Origin of the sequence: Limosilactobacillus portuensis (genome assembly GCF_014838735.1) — a bacterium.
Taxonomy (GTDB): Bacteria; Bacillota; Bacilli; order Lactobacillales; family Lactobacillaceae; genus Limosilactobacillus; species Limosilactobacillus portuensis.
Genome location: NZ_JABUXQ010000006.1, coordinates 1 through 16,998 on the forward strand (window position 1 = coordinate 1; position 16,998 = coordinate 16,998).

The 16,998-nt window shown below is 36.3% G+C and carries 13 protein-coding genes, 1 tRNA gene and 1 other annotated feature; of the genes, 3 read left to right on the forward strand and 11 right to left on the reverse strand.

Annotation, left to right across the window (positions count from 1 at the left end; translation table 11 throughout):
- The first annotated feature begins 241 nt into the window (after nt 1-241).
- Nucleotides 242-1,375: a restriction endonuclease subunit S gene (locus tag HUK49_RS02750; RefSeq protein WP_235980940.1), complete on the forward strand. Its 1,134-nt coding sequence runs from the start codon at nt 242-244 to the stop codon at nt 1,373-1,375.
- A gap of 134 nt (nt 1,376-1,509) precedes the next feature.
- Here the strand turns inward: HUK49_RS02750 and HUK49_RS02755 are convergent, their stop codons facing one another.
- Both HUK49_RS02755 and HUK49_RS02760 read right to left on the reverse strand, forming a co-directional pair.
- Nucleotides 1,510-1,803, reverse strand: a complete 294-nt coding sequence (locus tag HUK49_RS02755; RefSeq protein WP_191912568.1) for a HigA family addiction module antitoxin — start codon at nt 1,801-1,803, stop codon at nt 1,510-1,512.
- A gap of 15 nt (nt 1,804-1,818) precedes the next feature.
- Complete coding sequence (locus HUK49_RS02760; RefSeq protein ID WP_191912569.1) at nt 1,819-2,103, reverse strand: type II toxin-antitoxin system RelE/ParE family toxin; 285 nt, start codon at nt 2,101-2,103, stop codon at nt 1,819-1,821.
- 143 nt (nt 2,104-2,246) lie between these two features.
- Here HUK49_RS02760 and HUK49_RS02765 point away from each other — a divergent pair, with 143 nt between their 5' ends.
- Together HUK49_RS02765 and HUK49_RS02770 are read left to right on the forward strand one after the other, a co-directional pair.
- Complete coding sequence (locus tag HUK49_RS02765; RefSeq protein WP_191912570.1) at nt 2,247-3,452, forward strand: restriction endonuclease subunit S; 1,206 nt, start codon at nt 2,247-2,249, stop codon at nt 3,450-3,452.
- Nucleotides 3,453-3,534: 82 nt separating this feature from the next.
- Nucleotides 3,535-4,470 carry a site-specific integrase gene (locus tag HUK49_RS02770; protein WP_191912571.1) on the forward strand — a complete coding sequence of 312 codons (936 nt, stop codon included), beginning with the start codon at nt 3,535-3,537 and terminating at the stop codon, nt 4,468-4,470.
- 41 nt (nt 4,471-4,511) lie between these two features.
- On the opposite strand, the gene HUK49_RS02775 is transcribed toward HUK49_RS02770, so the two are convergent.
- From HUK49_RS02775 to recJ, 9 genes are all read right to left on the reverse strand, one after another.
- Nucleotides 4,512-5,756, reverse strand: a complete 1,245-nt coding sequence (locus HUK49_RS02775) for a restriction endonuclease subunit S (protein ID WP_191912572.1) — start codon at nt 5,754-5,756, stop codon at nt 4,512-4,514.
- Nucleotides 5,749-7,362, reverse strand: coding sequence for a type I restriction-modification system subunit M (locus HUK49_RS02780; protein ID WP_206705601.1), 1,614 nt, complete (start codon nt 7,360-7,362; stop codon nt 5,749-5,751). Before HUK49_RS02780 ends, HUK49_RS02775 begins: the two co-directional genes overlap by 8 nt.
- Nucleotides 7,363-7,412: 50 nt before the next feature.
- Nucleotides 7,413-10,526, reverse strand: a complete 3,114-nt coding sequence (locus HUK49_RS02785) for a type I restriction endonuclease subunit R (protein WP_191912574.1) — start codon at nt 10,524-10,526, stop codon at nt 7,413-7,415.
- A gap of 119 nt (nt 10,527-10,645) precedes the next feature.
- Entirely contained in the window at nt 10,646-11,470 is an 825-nt protein-coding gene (locus HUK49_RS02790) for an amino acid ABC transporter substrate-binding protein (RefSeq protein WP_235980947.1), read from the reverse strand.
- A gap of 91 nt (nt 11,471-11,561) precedes the next feature.
- Nucleotides 11,562-11,900 (reverse strand) — a binding site (T-box leader).
- Nucleotides 11,901-11,954: 54 nt separating this feature from the next.
- Nucleotides 11,955-13,091 carry an ArgE/DapE family deacylase gene (locus tag HUK49_RS02795; RefSeq protein ID WP_191912576.1) on the reverse strand — a complete coding sequence of 379 codons (1,137 nt, stop codon included), beginning with the start codon at nt 13,089-13,091 and terminating at the stop codon, nt 11,955-11,957.
- Between the two features lie 229 nt (nt 13,092-13,320).
- Nucleotides 13,321-13,409: transfer RNA gene (locus tag HUK49_RS02800), tRNA-Ser, on the reverse strand.
- 69 nt (nt 13,410-13,478) lie between these two features.
- Nucleotides 13,479-14,090, reverse strand: a complete 612-nt coding sequence (locus tag HUK49_RS02805) for a DUF308 domain-containing protein (RefSeq protein WP_003716895.1) — start codon at nt 14,088-14,090, stop codon at nt 13,479-13,481.
- A 24-nt stretch (nt 14,091-14,114) separates the two neighbouring features.
- Complete coding sequence (locus tag HUK49_RS02810; RefSeq protein WP_191912577.1) at nt 14,115-14,633, reverse strand: adenine phosphoribosyltransferase; 519 nt, start codon at nt 14,631-14,633, stop codon at nt 14,115-14,117.
- 18 nt (nt 14,634-14,651) lie between these two features.
- On the reverse strand, nt 14,652-16,976 hold the full coding sequence (gene recJ, locus HUK49_RS02815) for a single-stranded-DNA-specific exonuclease RecJ (RefSeq protein WP_191912578.1): 2,325 nt from the start codon (nt 16,974-16,976) through the stop codon (nt 14,652-14,654).
- Between the last annotated feature and the right edge of the window lie 22 nt (nt 16,977-16,998).

The window sequence follows — 16,998 nt, forward strand, 5'->3', positions numbered from 1 at the left end:
AAAATAGTGGTGCCCATTAAGGTCCTTCTTTCTAATGGAATGTTGTGGTAACACCATTAAAGACCTTGATGGGTTTTTCTGTCTACTTAAATGTTCAACTTAAATTTTACAATCTGCCAAAATTAAACTTTTCGTTTATTGTGAAGGATAATATTTCATGGAATAATCAATTATTTTTTTGCTTATTATAATAATCAATGTATGGGAGCAGCGTAGGTTAAAAAGTATATCTACTCGCATATTGAGAAAAAATAAAGATTTACAGAGTACTCGTCCACTAACTATTTCTGCTCAGGCCGGGCTTGTTGATCAGACTGAATATTTTAATAAGCAGATAGCTAGCAAACAGTTAAAAAATTATCTTTTATTGAAGCAAGGAGATTTTGCTTACAATAAAAGTTATTCTGTTGGGTATCCTTATGGAGCAATTAAGCGACTAAATAACTATGATGCAGGAGTTCTATCCACATTATATTTAGTATTTAAACCACTTGATGATATTAGCTCTGACTTTTTAGAGCATTACTATGACTCAAGTAAATGGTATACAGAAATTTATCGTAATGCTGCTGAAGGTGCAAGAAATCACGGACTACTTAATATCAGTTCCAACGACTTTTTCAACACTATTTTAACAATACCTGTTAAAATTAAAGAGCAGAATAAGATTGCAAATTTACTAAATATACTTAATAAACTACTTTCTCTCCAGCAACGAAAATTAGAGCAATTAAAGCAGTTGAAAAAGGCGATGTTACAGCAATTATTAGTCTCTAAAAAGGGTAAATTAATCTCCAATATTCGTTTTAAAGACTTTACTGAAACTTGGGAACAGCGAAAGTTGGGGAAAGTGGCAAGCTTTTACTCAGGAGGCACTCCATCTGTTAGTAATTCTAATTATTATGGTGGAACTATTCCATTTATACGATCATCTGAAATTAATAGCATATCAACAGAATTGTATTTATCTAAGCAGGGTTTGCAAAATTCCTCGGCTAAAATGGTTAGACAAGGGGACATACTTTATGCCTTGTACGGTGCAACAAGCGGAGAAGTTGGAATCTCTAATATCCATGGTGCTATTAACCAAGCCATTTTAGCCATAATTCCGAATAAAAATTATGATTCAAAATTTTTGGTACAATGGTTACGAAAAAATAAAGAAGCAATAATCAAAACTTATTTACAAGGAGGACAAGGAAATCTTTCGGGAGCTATTGTTAAGCAGATAAAGATTTCTTTTCCAAATTTTGATGAACAAGAAAAAATAGGAGAATTTTTTAAACAACTTGACTTCCTCATTACCCTTCATCAGCGTAGATTGAACCAAATATCTAAAGTGAAGAAGTTTTGCCTTCAAAAGATGTTTATTTAATACATTAATGTATTTTAAATGCTACCAAAAATAAAATGCCCCATATTACAGTAGTTAATTTGAAGAAGTATATGTTTTTAATAACTATTGTAATATGGGGTGTTTTGGTAATTAAATATATGGTCGCCTTAATACTAACTAGCAACAATTGTCTTTATTTTATTAAATTCATTTCCACTTTCTTCTTCTGCATTACGAATATCAATATCGTTTTGCATATTCAGAAAGTACCGATCGGAAACACCAAACAAGCGTCCTAAACGAATTGACGTATCGACAGTAATTTGGCGACGGTTATGAATAATGTCTTGAATTCTTGAAGTTGGCACATCAATTTCTTTTGCAATACGGTATGCAGAAATATTTAACGGTTCCATAAATTCTTCTTTTAGGATTTCACCAACTGTAGGTGTTGGAATTTGTTCCATAATAAAATCTCCTCTCTAATGATAATCAACTATCTCAACATCTTTAATATTATTCTGTCCTTGAACTGTAAAGCATATCCTAAATTGGCTATTAATTCTAATACTATACTGGCCTTCACGATCACCAGATAGTTGTTCTAAATGATTTGCGGGCGGTATTCTTAGATCATTGATATTTTCAGCATTATCAATCATAATTAGCTTTCTTAATGCTATTCGTTGAATCGACTGTGGCAGTTTTTTAGAAAATTTTTGTTCAAAAACCTTCTCTGTTTCTTTGTCAGCAAAACTAAGTATCATAATTACTCTCTTTTAGTTTTTTATAATTATACCTTTGCTACGTGTATATGTAAAGAGGATAGTTTTGATAAAAATAAGGAGATTATGTTTAACTTAAGAAATAATTTTAAACTAAATGGTAAATTTTATTTTCTTATTTGATAATGAAAAAAACATGGGAGCAGCGTAAGTTGGGAGAAATATCAAACAAAATATCTGACCGAAACAAAACTGATGAGAAATTACCTGTCTTAACCAATTCCGCTGAATATGGAATTATAAATCAAAATAAATTTTTTGATAAACAAATTGCTAATAAAACAGATAATTATTATATTGTTAAAAATAATGATTTTGTTTATAATCCCAGAATCTCTAAGCTAGCACCTTATGGACCAGTTAGAAGAAATTTATTAAGTATTTCAGGCTTAATGTCACCTTTATATTATGTTTTTCGACCACATTCTGTAGATTTTTCATATTTAGAATTCTATTTTAAGAGTAGTAAATGGTATAAATTTATGTATCAAAATGGTGACTCTGGTGCAAGATCAGATCGTTTTGCAATCAAAGATAGTATTTTTTGTACTATGCCCATTAAATTACCATCACCTAAAGAACAAACGCTAGTAGGCGAGCTTTTACGAGGAATCGAAAAATTACTTTCTCTCCAGCAACGAAAATTAGAGCAATTAAAGCAGTTGAAAAAAGTGATGTTACAGCGATTATTTGTACAAAATAAAGAAAAACTAGTTCCTATCATTAGATTTAATAACTTTAATATTCAATGGAGGCTAAATACCTTAAACGGGCTTCAAGAAAATGTATATTCCGGTTTATCTGGTAAAACAAAAATCGATTTTGGACATGGTGATGCTCGATACATTACATACTTAAATGTTCATGACAATATTATTGCTAAAGTATCAGGTATTGATAAGATTGAAAAAGATTTAAACCAAAATAAAGTAGAAAAAGGGGATATATTATTTACTATTTCATCAGAAGTTCCTGAAGAAGTAGCACTTAATTCCGTTTGGCCTAGTAATTACGGTAAGGACCTATACTTAAATAGTTTCTGTTTTGGATATCGCCCAATACCAGGTAAAGTTAATCCATTCTTTTTATCTTATTATTTACGAACACCTTTTTTACGCAAAAATGTATTCCCGTTAGCTCAAGGTATTTCAAGGTTTAATATATCTAAAAAAAACATTTTGAACATTTCTATAGCAATTCCTTCGTTAGAAGAGCAAAATAGTATTTACAAATTGTTAGCTGAACTTGATAAAATCCTTGATCAAAAAAAGATGAATATTAACCAATTCAAAGCGATTAAAAAATTTCTCCTCCAAAAGCTTTTCATCTAACCATTGCATAAAATCAACCTCCAACAAATAATACATTTGTGTTCTTGACACAAATGTATTATTTATTGGAGGTTTTTTTATTATGTCTCGGAAACACTACAGTACAAAACTGTTCTATAAGTACTATATTGATTGGATCAGGTTATATAAGGAGAAAGCAGTTAGGAAAGTTACGCTTGATAAATACTACTTAACATATCGTAAGATTAAGCAATTAGCTCCAGAGTTACACATGAATGATTTAACTCGGCAATCATATCAAAAATTATTAAATGATTATGCAACTACCCACGAGAAACAGACAACCCTCGATTTTCATCACCACTTAAAAGCTGCCTTAGTCGATGCATTGGATGAAGGTTTATTAGAACATGATCCTACTAGACGAGCAATTATTAAAGGGTGTGCTCCTAGTCACAAAAAAAGTAAATTCCTTAGCCTTTATGAATTACAAAAACTTCTTCGCCATCTTAATCTTGGTGATGACTTAAATTGGGATTGGTTCATTTTACTCGTTGCTAAAACTGGATTACGGTTTGCAGAAGCACTAGCATTGACTCCAGAAGACTTTGACTTTGAAAAACAAGAAATTATTGTTAATAAATCATGGAACTACAAAAGTCCAGTTGGCAGCTTTCAAAAGGCAAAAAATGAATCTTCTAATCGTACCGTAATGGTTGATTGGCACTTAATGAATCAATTTCGTTCACTCGTTAATGACAAAGAAAGCAACTGGCCAATATTTGTTCAACATAATAAGCGAGTTTTTAATTCGACAATCAATGAACTGTTAGAAAAGTATTGTTATAAACTTGACATTCCCACTATCTCAATTCACGGTTTGCGACACACTCATGCCTCATTATTGTTATATGAGGGAGTATCAGTTGCCAGTGTCGCTAAACGGCTAGGACACGCTAATACGACAACGACGCAAGAAACATATATTCATATCATTGAAGAACTTGAAAATAAAGATAATGATAAAGTCCTGCATCATTTATCACAACTAAGCTAAAGAAATAGCGACACCAGTAAATTGTACTGATGCCGCTACTTTTAGATGAATAAGTTTTGGAGAAAAAACTTTTTCAAGTTAGATAATATGTTGGTTTCACGCTGATGAAGAGTGATGAGGTTATCAATCTTCTTGAAAAAGTTCCCTATTTTATTCTGTTCATTCTCTGATGGAATTTGAAGTTGGAATGACGAAAATGTTGATTTGTTAATAATTGGTGTAGCTGTTTGCCCAGCCAATGCTTCAAATCTTTTCTTCTCTTTATCCATTAACGATAAGACAAAATAATAATTATTGTTTTGCAAAATCAAAGCATTAATTTGCTGATTAAACGCTGCGTCAATGCCATTTATAGCATTTTTACCAATTGATGCAATACTAGTTATAAGTACAGAATTTTTAGGAATTTTTCTAGCTTTTAACCATCCTTTATCACTTAGATATCGTTCGGAATCAAATAGTACTTTTCTATTAATATCTGTCGGCGTTATCCATATATGACCTTTATTTTTATCCGTAGTCCAGTTACTTTTATCTTTAGTTGATGGAGTATTTCCGGTAATTACATTTCCTATATCCCCCAACTTACGTTGTTCCCAAGCTTCAGTAAAGTTTTTAAAACGAATACTGGGGCTTAATTCCTTAGAGGCTAATAATTGCCGTAACATCGCTTTTTTCAACTGCTTCAATTGCTCTAATTTTCGTTGCTGGAGAGAAATAAGTCTATTTGTTATTTTTAAAAGCTGACTAATCTTATACTGTTCCTTAAGATTATGTGTGATCATTATTGGCAGAATACTCAACAAGTTAACATTATAGCTTTGTTGCTTAGTGCCCTGAGTGTACGTGATACCATATTCTGTGCCAACTTTTTCATACCAATCAAATAAAAAATCACTCGTAACTTTTTTGTGATCGGGATAAATTGCCATTACAGACTGGTTAATTGTTGTATCAATACCCAGTAAGGCACAATTACCACGAGTCCCTGGCGCTTCTAAGCCCGTTATAGCAATTACAAAAGTTCCCTTTTTTATTAAACGCAAATGTTTATCTTTTTGTCCTAATTTTGTTATTTTTTCGACTGTATCGGTAATAATATCGTGATTTAATTCTCCACTTGTTAGCCAAGGAATATTTCCTTTCCAAAATTCAGAATTATTTCTAGAAGGAGTTTGGCCATTATACATATCTATCGTTATCTCACCCAACTTATGCTGCTCCCAATCATCAGTGAAGCCTTTAAAACGAACCTCAGGTACCATTCTTTTAGGCTTTTTATCCATTACGCTTTACCTCGTTTTCTAACATTTTGATAAAATCGTTTAAGTCGTTTTGGGTCTTTTCGTCTTTTGAAGTTAACTCTTTCATCATCCCCAAAAGTTCACTTTGGGTCTTTTCAATCTCTTTTTGTGTTTCTTCCATCTCTTTAGTTAACTTACCAAGATCAACCGGTGGCTCTGGTTCAAAAGTATCAACATATCGTGGAATATTAAGGTTATAGTCATTTTCCTTAATTTCATCAATTGATGCTACATGGGCATACTTATCCACATCTTTACGTTCCTTATAGGTATTAATAATCTTATCAATATCCTCTTTACGCAGAGTATTCTGGTTTTTACCCTTTTCAAAGTCCTTGCTTGCATCAATAAACAAAACGTCCTTATTTTCTTTATTCTTCTTTAATACAAGCACAACGGTTGGAATACCTGTTGAATAAAATAGGTTGGCTGGTAATCCAATAATCGCATCAATTTGATTCTTCTCTAATAGTGCTTGACGAATTTTGGCCTCCTTTGCTCCGCGGAATAATACTCCATGAGGTAAAACAATTGCCATAGCTCCATCTTGCTTCAAGTGATACAAACCGTGAAGTAAGAATGCATAATCTGCCTTTGTCTTTGGTGCCAATGCTCCATATTCCTTAAAACGCGGATCTTTTAACTTATTATCATTATTATCCCAGCGAGCTGAGTACGGAGGATTAGCAACAACCATGTCGAAACTTCTTGGATGATCTACACCATGTTCATCAACTCCATCAGGCCAATCCATTTCAAGAGTATCGGCGTTTCGTAAATCCATATTTTCATAGCGAACATCATGCATCATTAAATTCATTCGTGCCAAATTATACGTTGAAGTATTTAATTCCTGACCATGGTAATGAACCACCATATTTGATGGTAACTGTTCAGAAACGGTTAGCAGTAACGATCCTGAACCACATGCAAAATCATATACACTTGGTCGAGTAATATTTTTATCCAAGTTTTCTGTAACTAACTTGGCTAATACTTCAGATACTTGGTGTGGGGTAAAGAATTCGCCAGCCTTTTTCCCTGAACTTTTTGCAAATTTATCAATTAAATATGTATAAATTTTGGCTAATATATCTTTTCCATTCTCATCCTTATATTCGATTTCATCAACTAAATCAATAATATTAGTTAATGCCTTGGCCCTTGCCGCAGTATTATTACCTAATCGTGAATTGTTTAGATTCATATCATCAAAGACACCAGTGAAATCCATTTTTGAATTGGCATTCAGGTTTAGATTATGGTTAAAACTATCAAACATATCTTGATAATCAGATGCCGCAATCTTATTATCATGAACTTTATCAACAATTGTTGCCCAAGTATATTGAGGAGTAATCGCATACCCTAATGAACCAGCAATATCAGCTAAAGCATCATTAAGATCTTCTTCAGGAACCTGAGTTAAATAAGCATCATTAACACTTTGTCCCTCTTCTGGAAACACAACTTCATTTTTTACTAGATACTTTTCTTGATGCTCAGATAAATAACGGTAAAACATGAATCCAAGAATGTAGTCACGATATTCACTTGCATCCATATTTCCTCTTAACCGATTTGCCATTTCCCAAATTTTATTGGTTATTTTTTGTGCTTTACTCACTTTTACAACTCCTAGTAATCTTTCTTTAATTTATCTGCAAATTCCATCATATTTCTGCGTAAATGCGTCCGATATTTGAACCGGCTTAGTTTTTTAACTTCATCTGCTTCTGCATCCGTTTTATAAACTGCCTGTGCTTCCCGAACAATGCTATCTAGTTCTCCAGCAGAATTTAGGTCATCAGCACCAACAACATGATTTTCAATAATCTTATTTACAAGTTGGGTATCTTCAATATCAGCCAATCCCCATTTTTTCTTATAATCAAAGATCTTTGAACGCATGTTATTTTCATTGTTTTTATCAATCAAACTATGAATATGATTCTGCTTAACCGGATAGTTATATGACTTAACCTTATTCTTAAAAATGCTTTTAATAAATCGTTTAATCTTATCAGCATAAGAACGATCTTCTAATTGATCCGAAATCTCTTGAACTTGTTGAGCAGATTTCTTTGCTCCTTCAATGTCTTGATCATGATATTTATTAAGGACTTCAGCAATCAATTCTTCAAGGTAATCCCAATTGACCTTAACCTCTTTGACTCTTTCCATCTGTAGGTTAATCTGAGAAACATCGAGTAGTTTTCGATCAGCAACAATTTTATCCTTTAACTGGTTAGATAAAGTTGTTGTTAACATTTCTTCATCATCAATCGACATCCCTAATTCTTTCAGTAATTTCTCTGGTTGCTTTTCATCATAAAGATCATCTTGCTTGGCTAATGCCATCCAATGGTTATACTGCCGAAGATCTTGAAGCATCTGTCCACGTTCGTTCTCACTAGCCGGTATCTCCTTGAAGTCATCAGTAAAATTAGCAAGTCGATCTACTATCTGATGAAGTTTCTTCTTTACCTTTCCAAAACTAGGGGCAAGGATTCCCGAATCGTCATTAATATCATCAATTTTTAATTGAATGTTTGCTGATTGACGATTAGCATATTCTTCCAAAGCATCATCCATTAGTTTTTCCGTATGGACTGGCCAGCGATAATTAACAATTCGTCCATATGGCTTAGTCTGATTATCATAAACCCGATTAGTACGAGAATATGCTTGAATTAACGCAGAACCTCGTAATGTCCGGTCAACGTATAATGTATTTAGTTGTGGGGCATTAAAGCCGGTTAATAACTGATCGACAACAATTACAATATCAAAATACTTACCATCATCAATTGTTCGGTTTAACCGCGAAACTACTTGTTCTGTATATTCTTTAACAGAATTATCATCAAAACTAGTTCCAAACATTTGATTATAATCAGTAATTGCTTCTCTTAATGAATTGTTTGTATCTAATTGTCCATTACTATTTGAGGTATCCCAACTAAAAGTAATTCCAACCCTAAGCGGATGAGCTGCATTTTTATTTTGACGTTTAAACTCACGATAATACATCATTGCCATTGGAGTCGATGGTCTTCCACCACCCACATGAGTAGTTAAAATAGCATTATATTTTCCATGAACTGACCGACGATCCCAGTGTTCAATAATGTCTTGAACGACTTTTTTAACGTGTTGCTGATTTTCATCATAAACACTCGGTTCAATCATGTCATCCATATCTTCATCATGTAAATTATTAATCCTATCTTGAATATCTTCCGCAGACATTTTTGGATAACGATATTGGAAATATTTAGGTAAGTACTCGTCTTTCATAACTTGGTCAGTCAAAGTTGTCCTAAAGTCAACTTTAAAGCCAAGAACATTACCATCTTTAATTGCATCTTGAATGGTGTAAATATGAATAACATCACCAAAAATCTCTTGAGTTGTTGGCCCATTACTCTTTCCATTCTTATCTGGAAATACTGGTGTACCTGTATAACCAACCCATGCAGATTTTGGAAAAGCATCTTTTATTCGCTTCAACATATCACCAGATGTTGAACGGTGAGCCTCGTCAACAATAAAAACAATATTTTGATCAACTGGTTTAAAGTCTTTATTGCGCACCATTGCATCCATCTTTTGAGTCGATGTAACAATAATTCCCTTACCTTTTTTCCTTAACTTACGTGATAAAGCCCAGCGATTAGCAGTGTCTGTAACAACTCCGCCATTACTGTCCTCAGTATTTTCTGGATCGTACGCCTTGTATTCGTCTACTGTTTGATTTGTTAATGCTACTCGGTCAACCATAAAAACAACTTTATTGACGTTTGGTAATCGCGAAGCTAACCAAGCAGCCTTAAATGAACTAATTGTCTTCCCAGAACCAGTAGTATGCCAAACATAACCTATTCGTTGATCCTCGTATCCAAATTGATGATTACGGATTTTTTCAATCACTCTTTTAGTTGCATACATTTGATATGGACGCATAATTTTAATCATCTGATGATGTGGAGTACCATCCAAGATCATATAATTAGTTGCCATTTGATGTGCCATTGGAATTGATAGCATACTATTAGCAAATTCATAGGCATCCGAAACAATTTTATTATCATTAGCTCGTTGCCATTCGAAAGCAAAGTCAGTATTAAACTTGTCAGAAGTCGTATTAGCCATATAACGAGCGTCATGAGGTGTCATAGCAACTAAGATCTGTAAAGTAGAAAAAATATCCGTGTATTGTTCTTCATCTGTATATTGATGCATCTGGTTTAATGCTTCTGACACGCGGTGACCATCTGCTTTTTCTTCAATTTGAATAATTGGCAATCCATTAATAAGTAGTGTTATGTCAAAACGTCTTTCTTTTCGTCCTGGAATAACTGCTGGCCTTTCAATCTGATTCACAATTTGGTAAACAGTATTCCCAGCCCCAATTTGATCTTGATCAAATATGGTTAAATAAACATGCTTTCCATCATCCCGATCTATTTCTACCTGTGAGATACCATTGATCCCATATAAAAATTGTCCAGCTTCATATGGTGTATTAAGTTTGCTAATAATGGACTTTACTTGATTAAATTCATTATCAGATAATGGTTGTTCTAATCGATCTTGGTTATTCCGTTCTAAAATCTGTTTGAAGTTATCCCAAAGTTGTGGAGTAGTTTTTATTTCAGGACGATACTCCCATTGTTTACTACCACCTAGATTAACTAAATGATTAATTAACTTATTTTCAAATTCTAATTCTTTATGTTCTACTGTCATACTAACTCCTATAATTCGTTACTTCTGAAAATAATTATATCAAGTTATGAATCTATATTTTCGTTTATTTTAAACGAAAATCGTTATCTAAAGTAACTAATTAAAGAAGAGACAGCTTACTAATTCTTAAACTCCTTCGTCGATCCCAAATAATTAGAATCAATTCCTAACCATTTTTCATTAATTTGACGGAGAGTCCCGTCTTTTTGGAGGACGCCAAGAGCATAATTGATTTTTCTTACTAATGTGCGATCACCCTTACGCATCCCTACGGCAACCCGATCCTGAGGAAAGACATTACCACCAATGAGTTTATATTGATTAGTCTTAGCTAAATTTTTCGCATAATAACCAGCGTAAATAGTTCCGGCAAGAACGCCTTGTGTCCGACCCGCTTTTAAATCCATGAAGGCAGAGTTGTTATCTTGGTAGATGATTGGCGACCCACTAATATACCTTTTTAGCAGCTGTGGGTACTTATTGAAGTCAGTAAAAGCTGTCGAGCCTTCTTGAAGACCAAGCTTTTTTCCTTGCATATCCTTGAAGCTATTAATTCCCGAGTTCTTTTTAACGACCAGTGACTGTCCAGAACGTTCGTAAACCCGGCTAAAGGCTTCCTTTTTCTGTCGTTCTGGGGTTGCGGTATAGCCATTCCAAATTACATCAATCGTTCCATTCTTTAATTCGGTTTCTTTCATTGACCAGTCGATCGATTGAAAATTAGCCTTTAACCCGAGCACTTTGCAGACTGCACGTGAAAGATCAACGTCATAACCAACTAATTTCCCGTTTTTCTGCCGAAAGTCCATTGGCACAAAGCTATCATCAACCCCGATATTAAGTTGACCTGATTTCTTAATCCGTGACCATTGATCAACGTGATTAGCACGGTAATTAGGGTTAGCGGACTTTTTGCAGCCAGCAATTGGTAATAAAGCAATCATTATGGCTAATGTAATTAGTGCGCGAATAAATCGTTGTGTTCTCATCGTTCTTTCCCTCCTAAATAAAAAAGTCCTCCAAAGCATCATTGCTTTAGAGGACGCGAATGCGCGGTTCCACCCCACTTTTCGATCACCTCACGATAACCGACTCACTAAGTTCGTTGATTAAACAAAAAACGCCTTCGATACCACATTAATGGTAACGAGGGCGTTGCCGCGGTCCCACCTCGTCATTACTGCTTTTTCACAAAAACAGCCTTACTAAGTTCAATCAATAAACTCTTGGCGATAACGGGCTCCCCGGTCATTCCTACTTTTTTCAGAAATTCAACTAGCAGATGTGTTTCCTAGAGTCATTTGGTTAGCATTCCATCAATCGCTAACTCTCTAAACAAAATTCCCTAGTACTAATTCTGTTGATCGTTTTTGAATATTGGTTATTACTATAGTCTAATTTCTTATAAAGTCAACAAATTTATTAAAATTAAATTAGAAATTTTTCAGCAATCTTTTGATAAATCGTCGGTGCCTGTAGAAAATCATCAACTAAAAGGTGTTCATTAATCTGGTGAGATTGGCGATCATCCCCTGGCCCATACTCAACAAACGAAAACGGCCTTTCAGCTAACGAATAAAGAGAAGCATCGGTTGCCCCGTGAGAAACAACCACTTTTGGCTTACTTCCCTTGGTAGCCGCAACCGCATCACTAACAAGATTGATGAACGGATCATGCGGATCAGTTACGACTGGCGCAAAGCTAGCAACTACTTTAAGGCGTAGCTGAGCACCCTGCTTATTCAGCTGATCAATAATCTTTTGCAATCGTGCTTGCGTCTCTTCATTATCACATTCAGGAACTGTCCGCACATTTCCCTTCAAGTAAGCATAATCCGGAATCGAATTTAACTGGTCACCACCGTGGAAGACGGTTACCGAGTGAATCACCTTACCAAGAACGGGACTCGGTTGAGCATCAGCAAAGGCAGTTCGTTCACCATCAATAAATCGTGCCAAGTTTGCTACCGCGTTAATGCATAAATCAGGACGTGAACTGTGCGCCGTCTTACCAAATGATTCAATTTCATAATCAAACGAACCACAGTGAGCATACTCAAGCTGGTTTGAGCTTGCCTCACCCATGACCATGGCATCCAAATCATCAGCGTATCCTTTTTGCGTTAACAGCATCGATCCCTGACCACCAACTTCTTCATCAACCGAAAGGAGCAAACGAACTTTACCATGTTTGGGCAGTCCTGCTTCCTTCATTTGAATTAAGCTAATGACCATCGCTGTTAGACCGCCTTTCATGTCCACCGAGCCACGACCGTAAATATTACCATTGACGATTTCTCCTGAGAAAGGCGGGTATTTCCATTTTGCTGGATCACCGGTTGCTACCGTGTCCATGTGACCAGCAAAAGCCAGCACTTTCCCCGGTTGATCACCGATCTCAGCTACTAAGCATGTTCGATTATCCGCAAACTTAACCAATTGACTATCAATATGATGTTGGGCAAGCACCTCTTTCAAATATTCGGCCAAAGGTTGTTCATTGCCATTAACGGTATTAAACTGAATTACCTTTTGTAATAAGGCAATTTTTGCTTGGTCATCCATCTTCCCGCTCCTTTCTCATTAATTTTTAATATTAAACACTGTACTCTTAATTAATGGGTTTGTAAAGTGTGAGCAATTTTTCTTTTTTACAAGGAATCCCAAAATAACGAGGTTAATCGTTATCTTAGATAAGATATCACCTTCTATTTCACACAAAAATTAAAAAGTGATGATTTGATGTACAAAAAAAGAGAACCCTTATATATCGAGGGTTCTCTTTATTATAAAAAGGAGAGTACAGGATTTGAACCTGCGCGCCCGCTCTACACGGGTTCGCCGGATTTCGAGTCCGGTGCATTACCACTCTGCCAACTCTCCATGATTGGTTATTCAGAATAAAACCGAACAACCAAATTGTATCAAAATTGTGTTCTACAGTAAAGATAATTATTGATTTGCAATATCATAGGTTGTCTTGCCATTCTTTGCCGTGTACATAGCTTGACTATCATCGGCAGGATTCATGATACTGAGTGAGTAGTCATCCCCGATTGCCTTATCAATATCCTTAGAGTTTTTCTTGAAAGAACTTGTTAACTTACTCCAGCCCATTTGTTCAGCCTGACTAGGGTCTTGAGCTAGCTGCTTAAGAGCATTAACAGTATCATCGTCTGTTGGCGTTACTTTGTAGGTCTTGGTCTTACTGTCAAAAGAAACATCGCCAAATTTGGAATATCCCTTTTGGAGCTGCCGTAAAATTGCCATTTCCTTATTTTCTTGAGAAGCTGAACCGGTCCCTGAACCAATATTAGCCTTATTAGAAAATGATGACATACTCCCGCTATTGCTTGTAACCTGAGAAGATTGGGCTTCGGATGAAGAATGCTGCTTACTCCGGTTAAATGCTGGAAGGTTAATTACACCGTATATTACAGCAGCTAAGCTAAGAACAACGATGATCGTTCCACCCTTCCATTCACGGTATTGTTGCCATGAATTAGCAAGGTAAAAACCACCTAAGATTAACATTAAGCCACCAAAAACAATCAAGAAAATCATTAATAAATACCCCTATTTTTGATACTAAAATTCCATTAATGCTTTCATATCATAGTCTTTAATCTTTTCCCGACCATGGAGATCTTTCAATTCGATTAAGAAGGCACAACCAACGACGATTCCACCAAGTTCCTCAACCATTTTAATAGTTGCGGAAATGGTACCACCCGTAGCTAAAAGGTCATCAACAACTAATACCCGTTGGCCTGGCTTAATTGAATCGGCTTCCATTTGAAGGGTTGCTTCTCCGTATTCTAGATCATAGGTTGCACTAATGGCTTTCCGGGGAAGCTTGCCCTTTTTTCGCGCTGGTGCAAATCCAACTTGTAATTCACGAGCGATTGGGCAACCAACGATAAAGCCCCGTGCTTCCGGACCAACAACCATATCAACCTTTTTATCCTTGGCGTATTCACAAAGTTCGTCAGTTGCTTGCTTAAACGCTGCACCATTCGCCATTAATGGCAAAATGTCCCGAAAAATTACACCCTTTTCAGGAAAATCTGGAACACTCGCAACGTACTTGTAGAGGTCTAAAGTCATAAGAAAAAATTATCTCCTTTAATGTATGTTTAGACAGTTCAATACCCACTTTGCCAAAGCCTTGCTATCACTAAATAACAGCACTTGTTCTGCCTGATATTGAGCAACGCGCCGCTGGTATGGGTTTGTTTCTTTTATGTCAGTTTTGTTTACGTCACTGACAGGTTTTAAAATACCATCTTTTATTGTAACAAATCCGGCCGCAGAAAACACTCTTAACATAAAAATTAATCGTTCAGCATTAATTTTTAGTCGAGTACTCAACTGATTTAATTGCCGGTTTAAGTCAATTTGAGTTGTTCTCACTACTAGCCGATACAAACGGGCAAATTCGTCCCGAACGGGCATCCCGCTTAAATAAACGCTGTGGGGCTGGAAAAGCAGTAGCCGAATCATTGAGGGTGCCTGCTGATCGTTGCTAAATAACTTTTCAAATTCTTCGAGGGTTGATGGACAATCAACAATCGTTACTCGTTGAGCAGAAAAGTCAGTCTGAGCTGCTTCGTCAGGTGATAATGCACTCCCCTCTGGTAAATGTGGTTGAATATTATCGCGAAGCTTTTTATCAAATGCAACATAATATCCTGCCTCATTAAAGAGTTGTGGATTTAGCTTATTGGTTCGCTGATCAATGATTACTGGACTATCAATACTAATATCCTCCAACATCAGCTGAACCGTTCGTTTTCCCCGCCACTCATTAATTGAGATTTTTACTGCCAGCTTAATTTGGTTTGCCATTGCTGCTCTTAAAACTGCCGCAAGTTTTCCCTTACCAAACGCAATTACCGTTACCTGGGACTGCTGGTCGCCCACCATAAATTTCAGGTGTGAGTTATCTTTCCCCATAGTGACAATGCTATTAATTTGGTCCGGTTGTAATTCAAAGACTGGCTGTTCATTCCCCGGGCCAAATGGGGAAAGGCTTACGAGTTGATCATATAATTGCATACTTACCTCAGCAGGGCTAATTGAAGCGGCAATTTTCAATGGCTGCTTTTTTTGTCCATCGAAATGCTGATTTTCTGCCTCATGAAGCAAGACATTCCGTAATTTTTCACTATTCTCAGTCTCAAAGCTCAAACCACAAGCAGCCGGATGACCACCGAATGAAGTCATCAGATCCCGGTGACCATCCAAGGCAGCAAATAAGTTAAAACCATCTACGCTTCGACCAGAGCCCTTAGCAATTTTCTGGTCGTCATTCGTACTTGCTACAATGGTTGGTTTCCCTGTTTGGTCCATTAAACGACTAGCAACAATTCCTAAAACTCCTTGGTGCCAATCATGACCAACCACCAACAATACCGGCTGATCCTGAGGCAATCGATCAACCTGCTGCTGAGCCTCTCCCATGATCTCATTTACCAGTTCTTGTCGCTTGCTGTTTGCTTGTTCAACAGCCTTTGCCAATTTAGTTGCACGATCCTCATCAAGGGTTGTTAATAGTTCAACGCCCTCATTAGCATCAGCGATCCGCCCTAACGCGTTTAACCGCGGCGCAATTACAAAACCAATATCCTGGTCGGTCAAGGACTGTTCACTAATCCCTACTTCTTTAACTAGCGCATGTAGTCCCGGACGCATCCCCTGACGAAGTTCTTGAATCCCCATCATAATTAATGGCCGATTCTCATCACTAACACTAACGACATCAGCAATTTCACCAATTGCAACTAGATCAAGCAATTCTTCTGGAAATTCATCCAGCAACGCCCACGCTACCTTAAACGCTACGCCAACCCCAGATAGATCGGCAAATGGATAATTACTTCCCGGATAACGCGGGTGCACAATCGCGTAAGCATCAGGCAAGTCTTCGGGCATCTCATGGTGGTCCGTTACAATAACGTCAATCCCCTGCTTAACTACCGGATCAATTACCGCCTTACCGCTTACCCCGTTATCAACGGTGATGATCAATTTGGTTCCCTGATCGATTATTTTCTGATATGCTTCTGCGTTTGGCCCATAACCGTCACGGAAACGGTTAGGAACATAATAATTAACGTTAGCACCAACATCCTGCAGGACTTCATACATTAGGGCAGTACTGGTAATCCCATCAGCATCATAATCACCGTAAACAGTTATTTGTTCCCCCGCTGCTACCGCTTCTTGAATCCGTTCAACAGCCTTATCCATGTCATGAAGCTGGTGTGGATCATGAACTGCTTGCATTGATGGTTGAATAAAACTATGAGCCTCTTCTGGAGTAGTAATTCCCCGTTCTGCTAACAAGCGTGCAATTACAGGATTAATCCCTAATTCTTGACTTAGCTGCTCCACTATTTGCTTATCTGGCGCTGCTATTCGTTGCCAATCATACTTTGCTTCTACCATTCAAATCACCATTCGTTTTTAA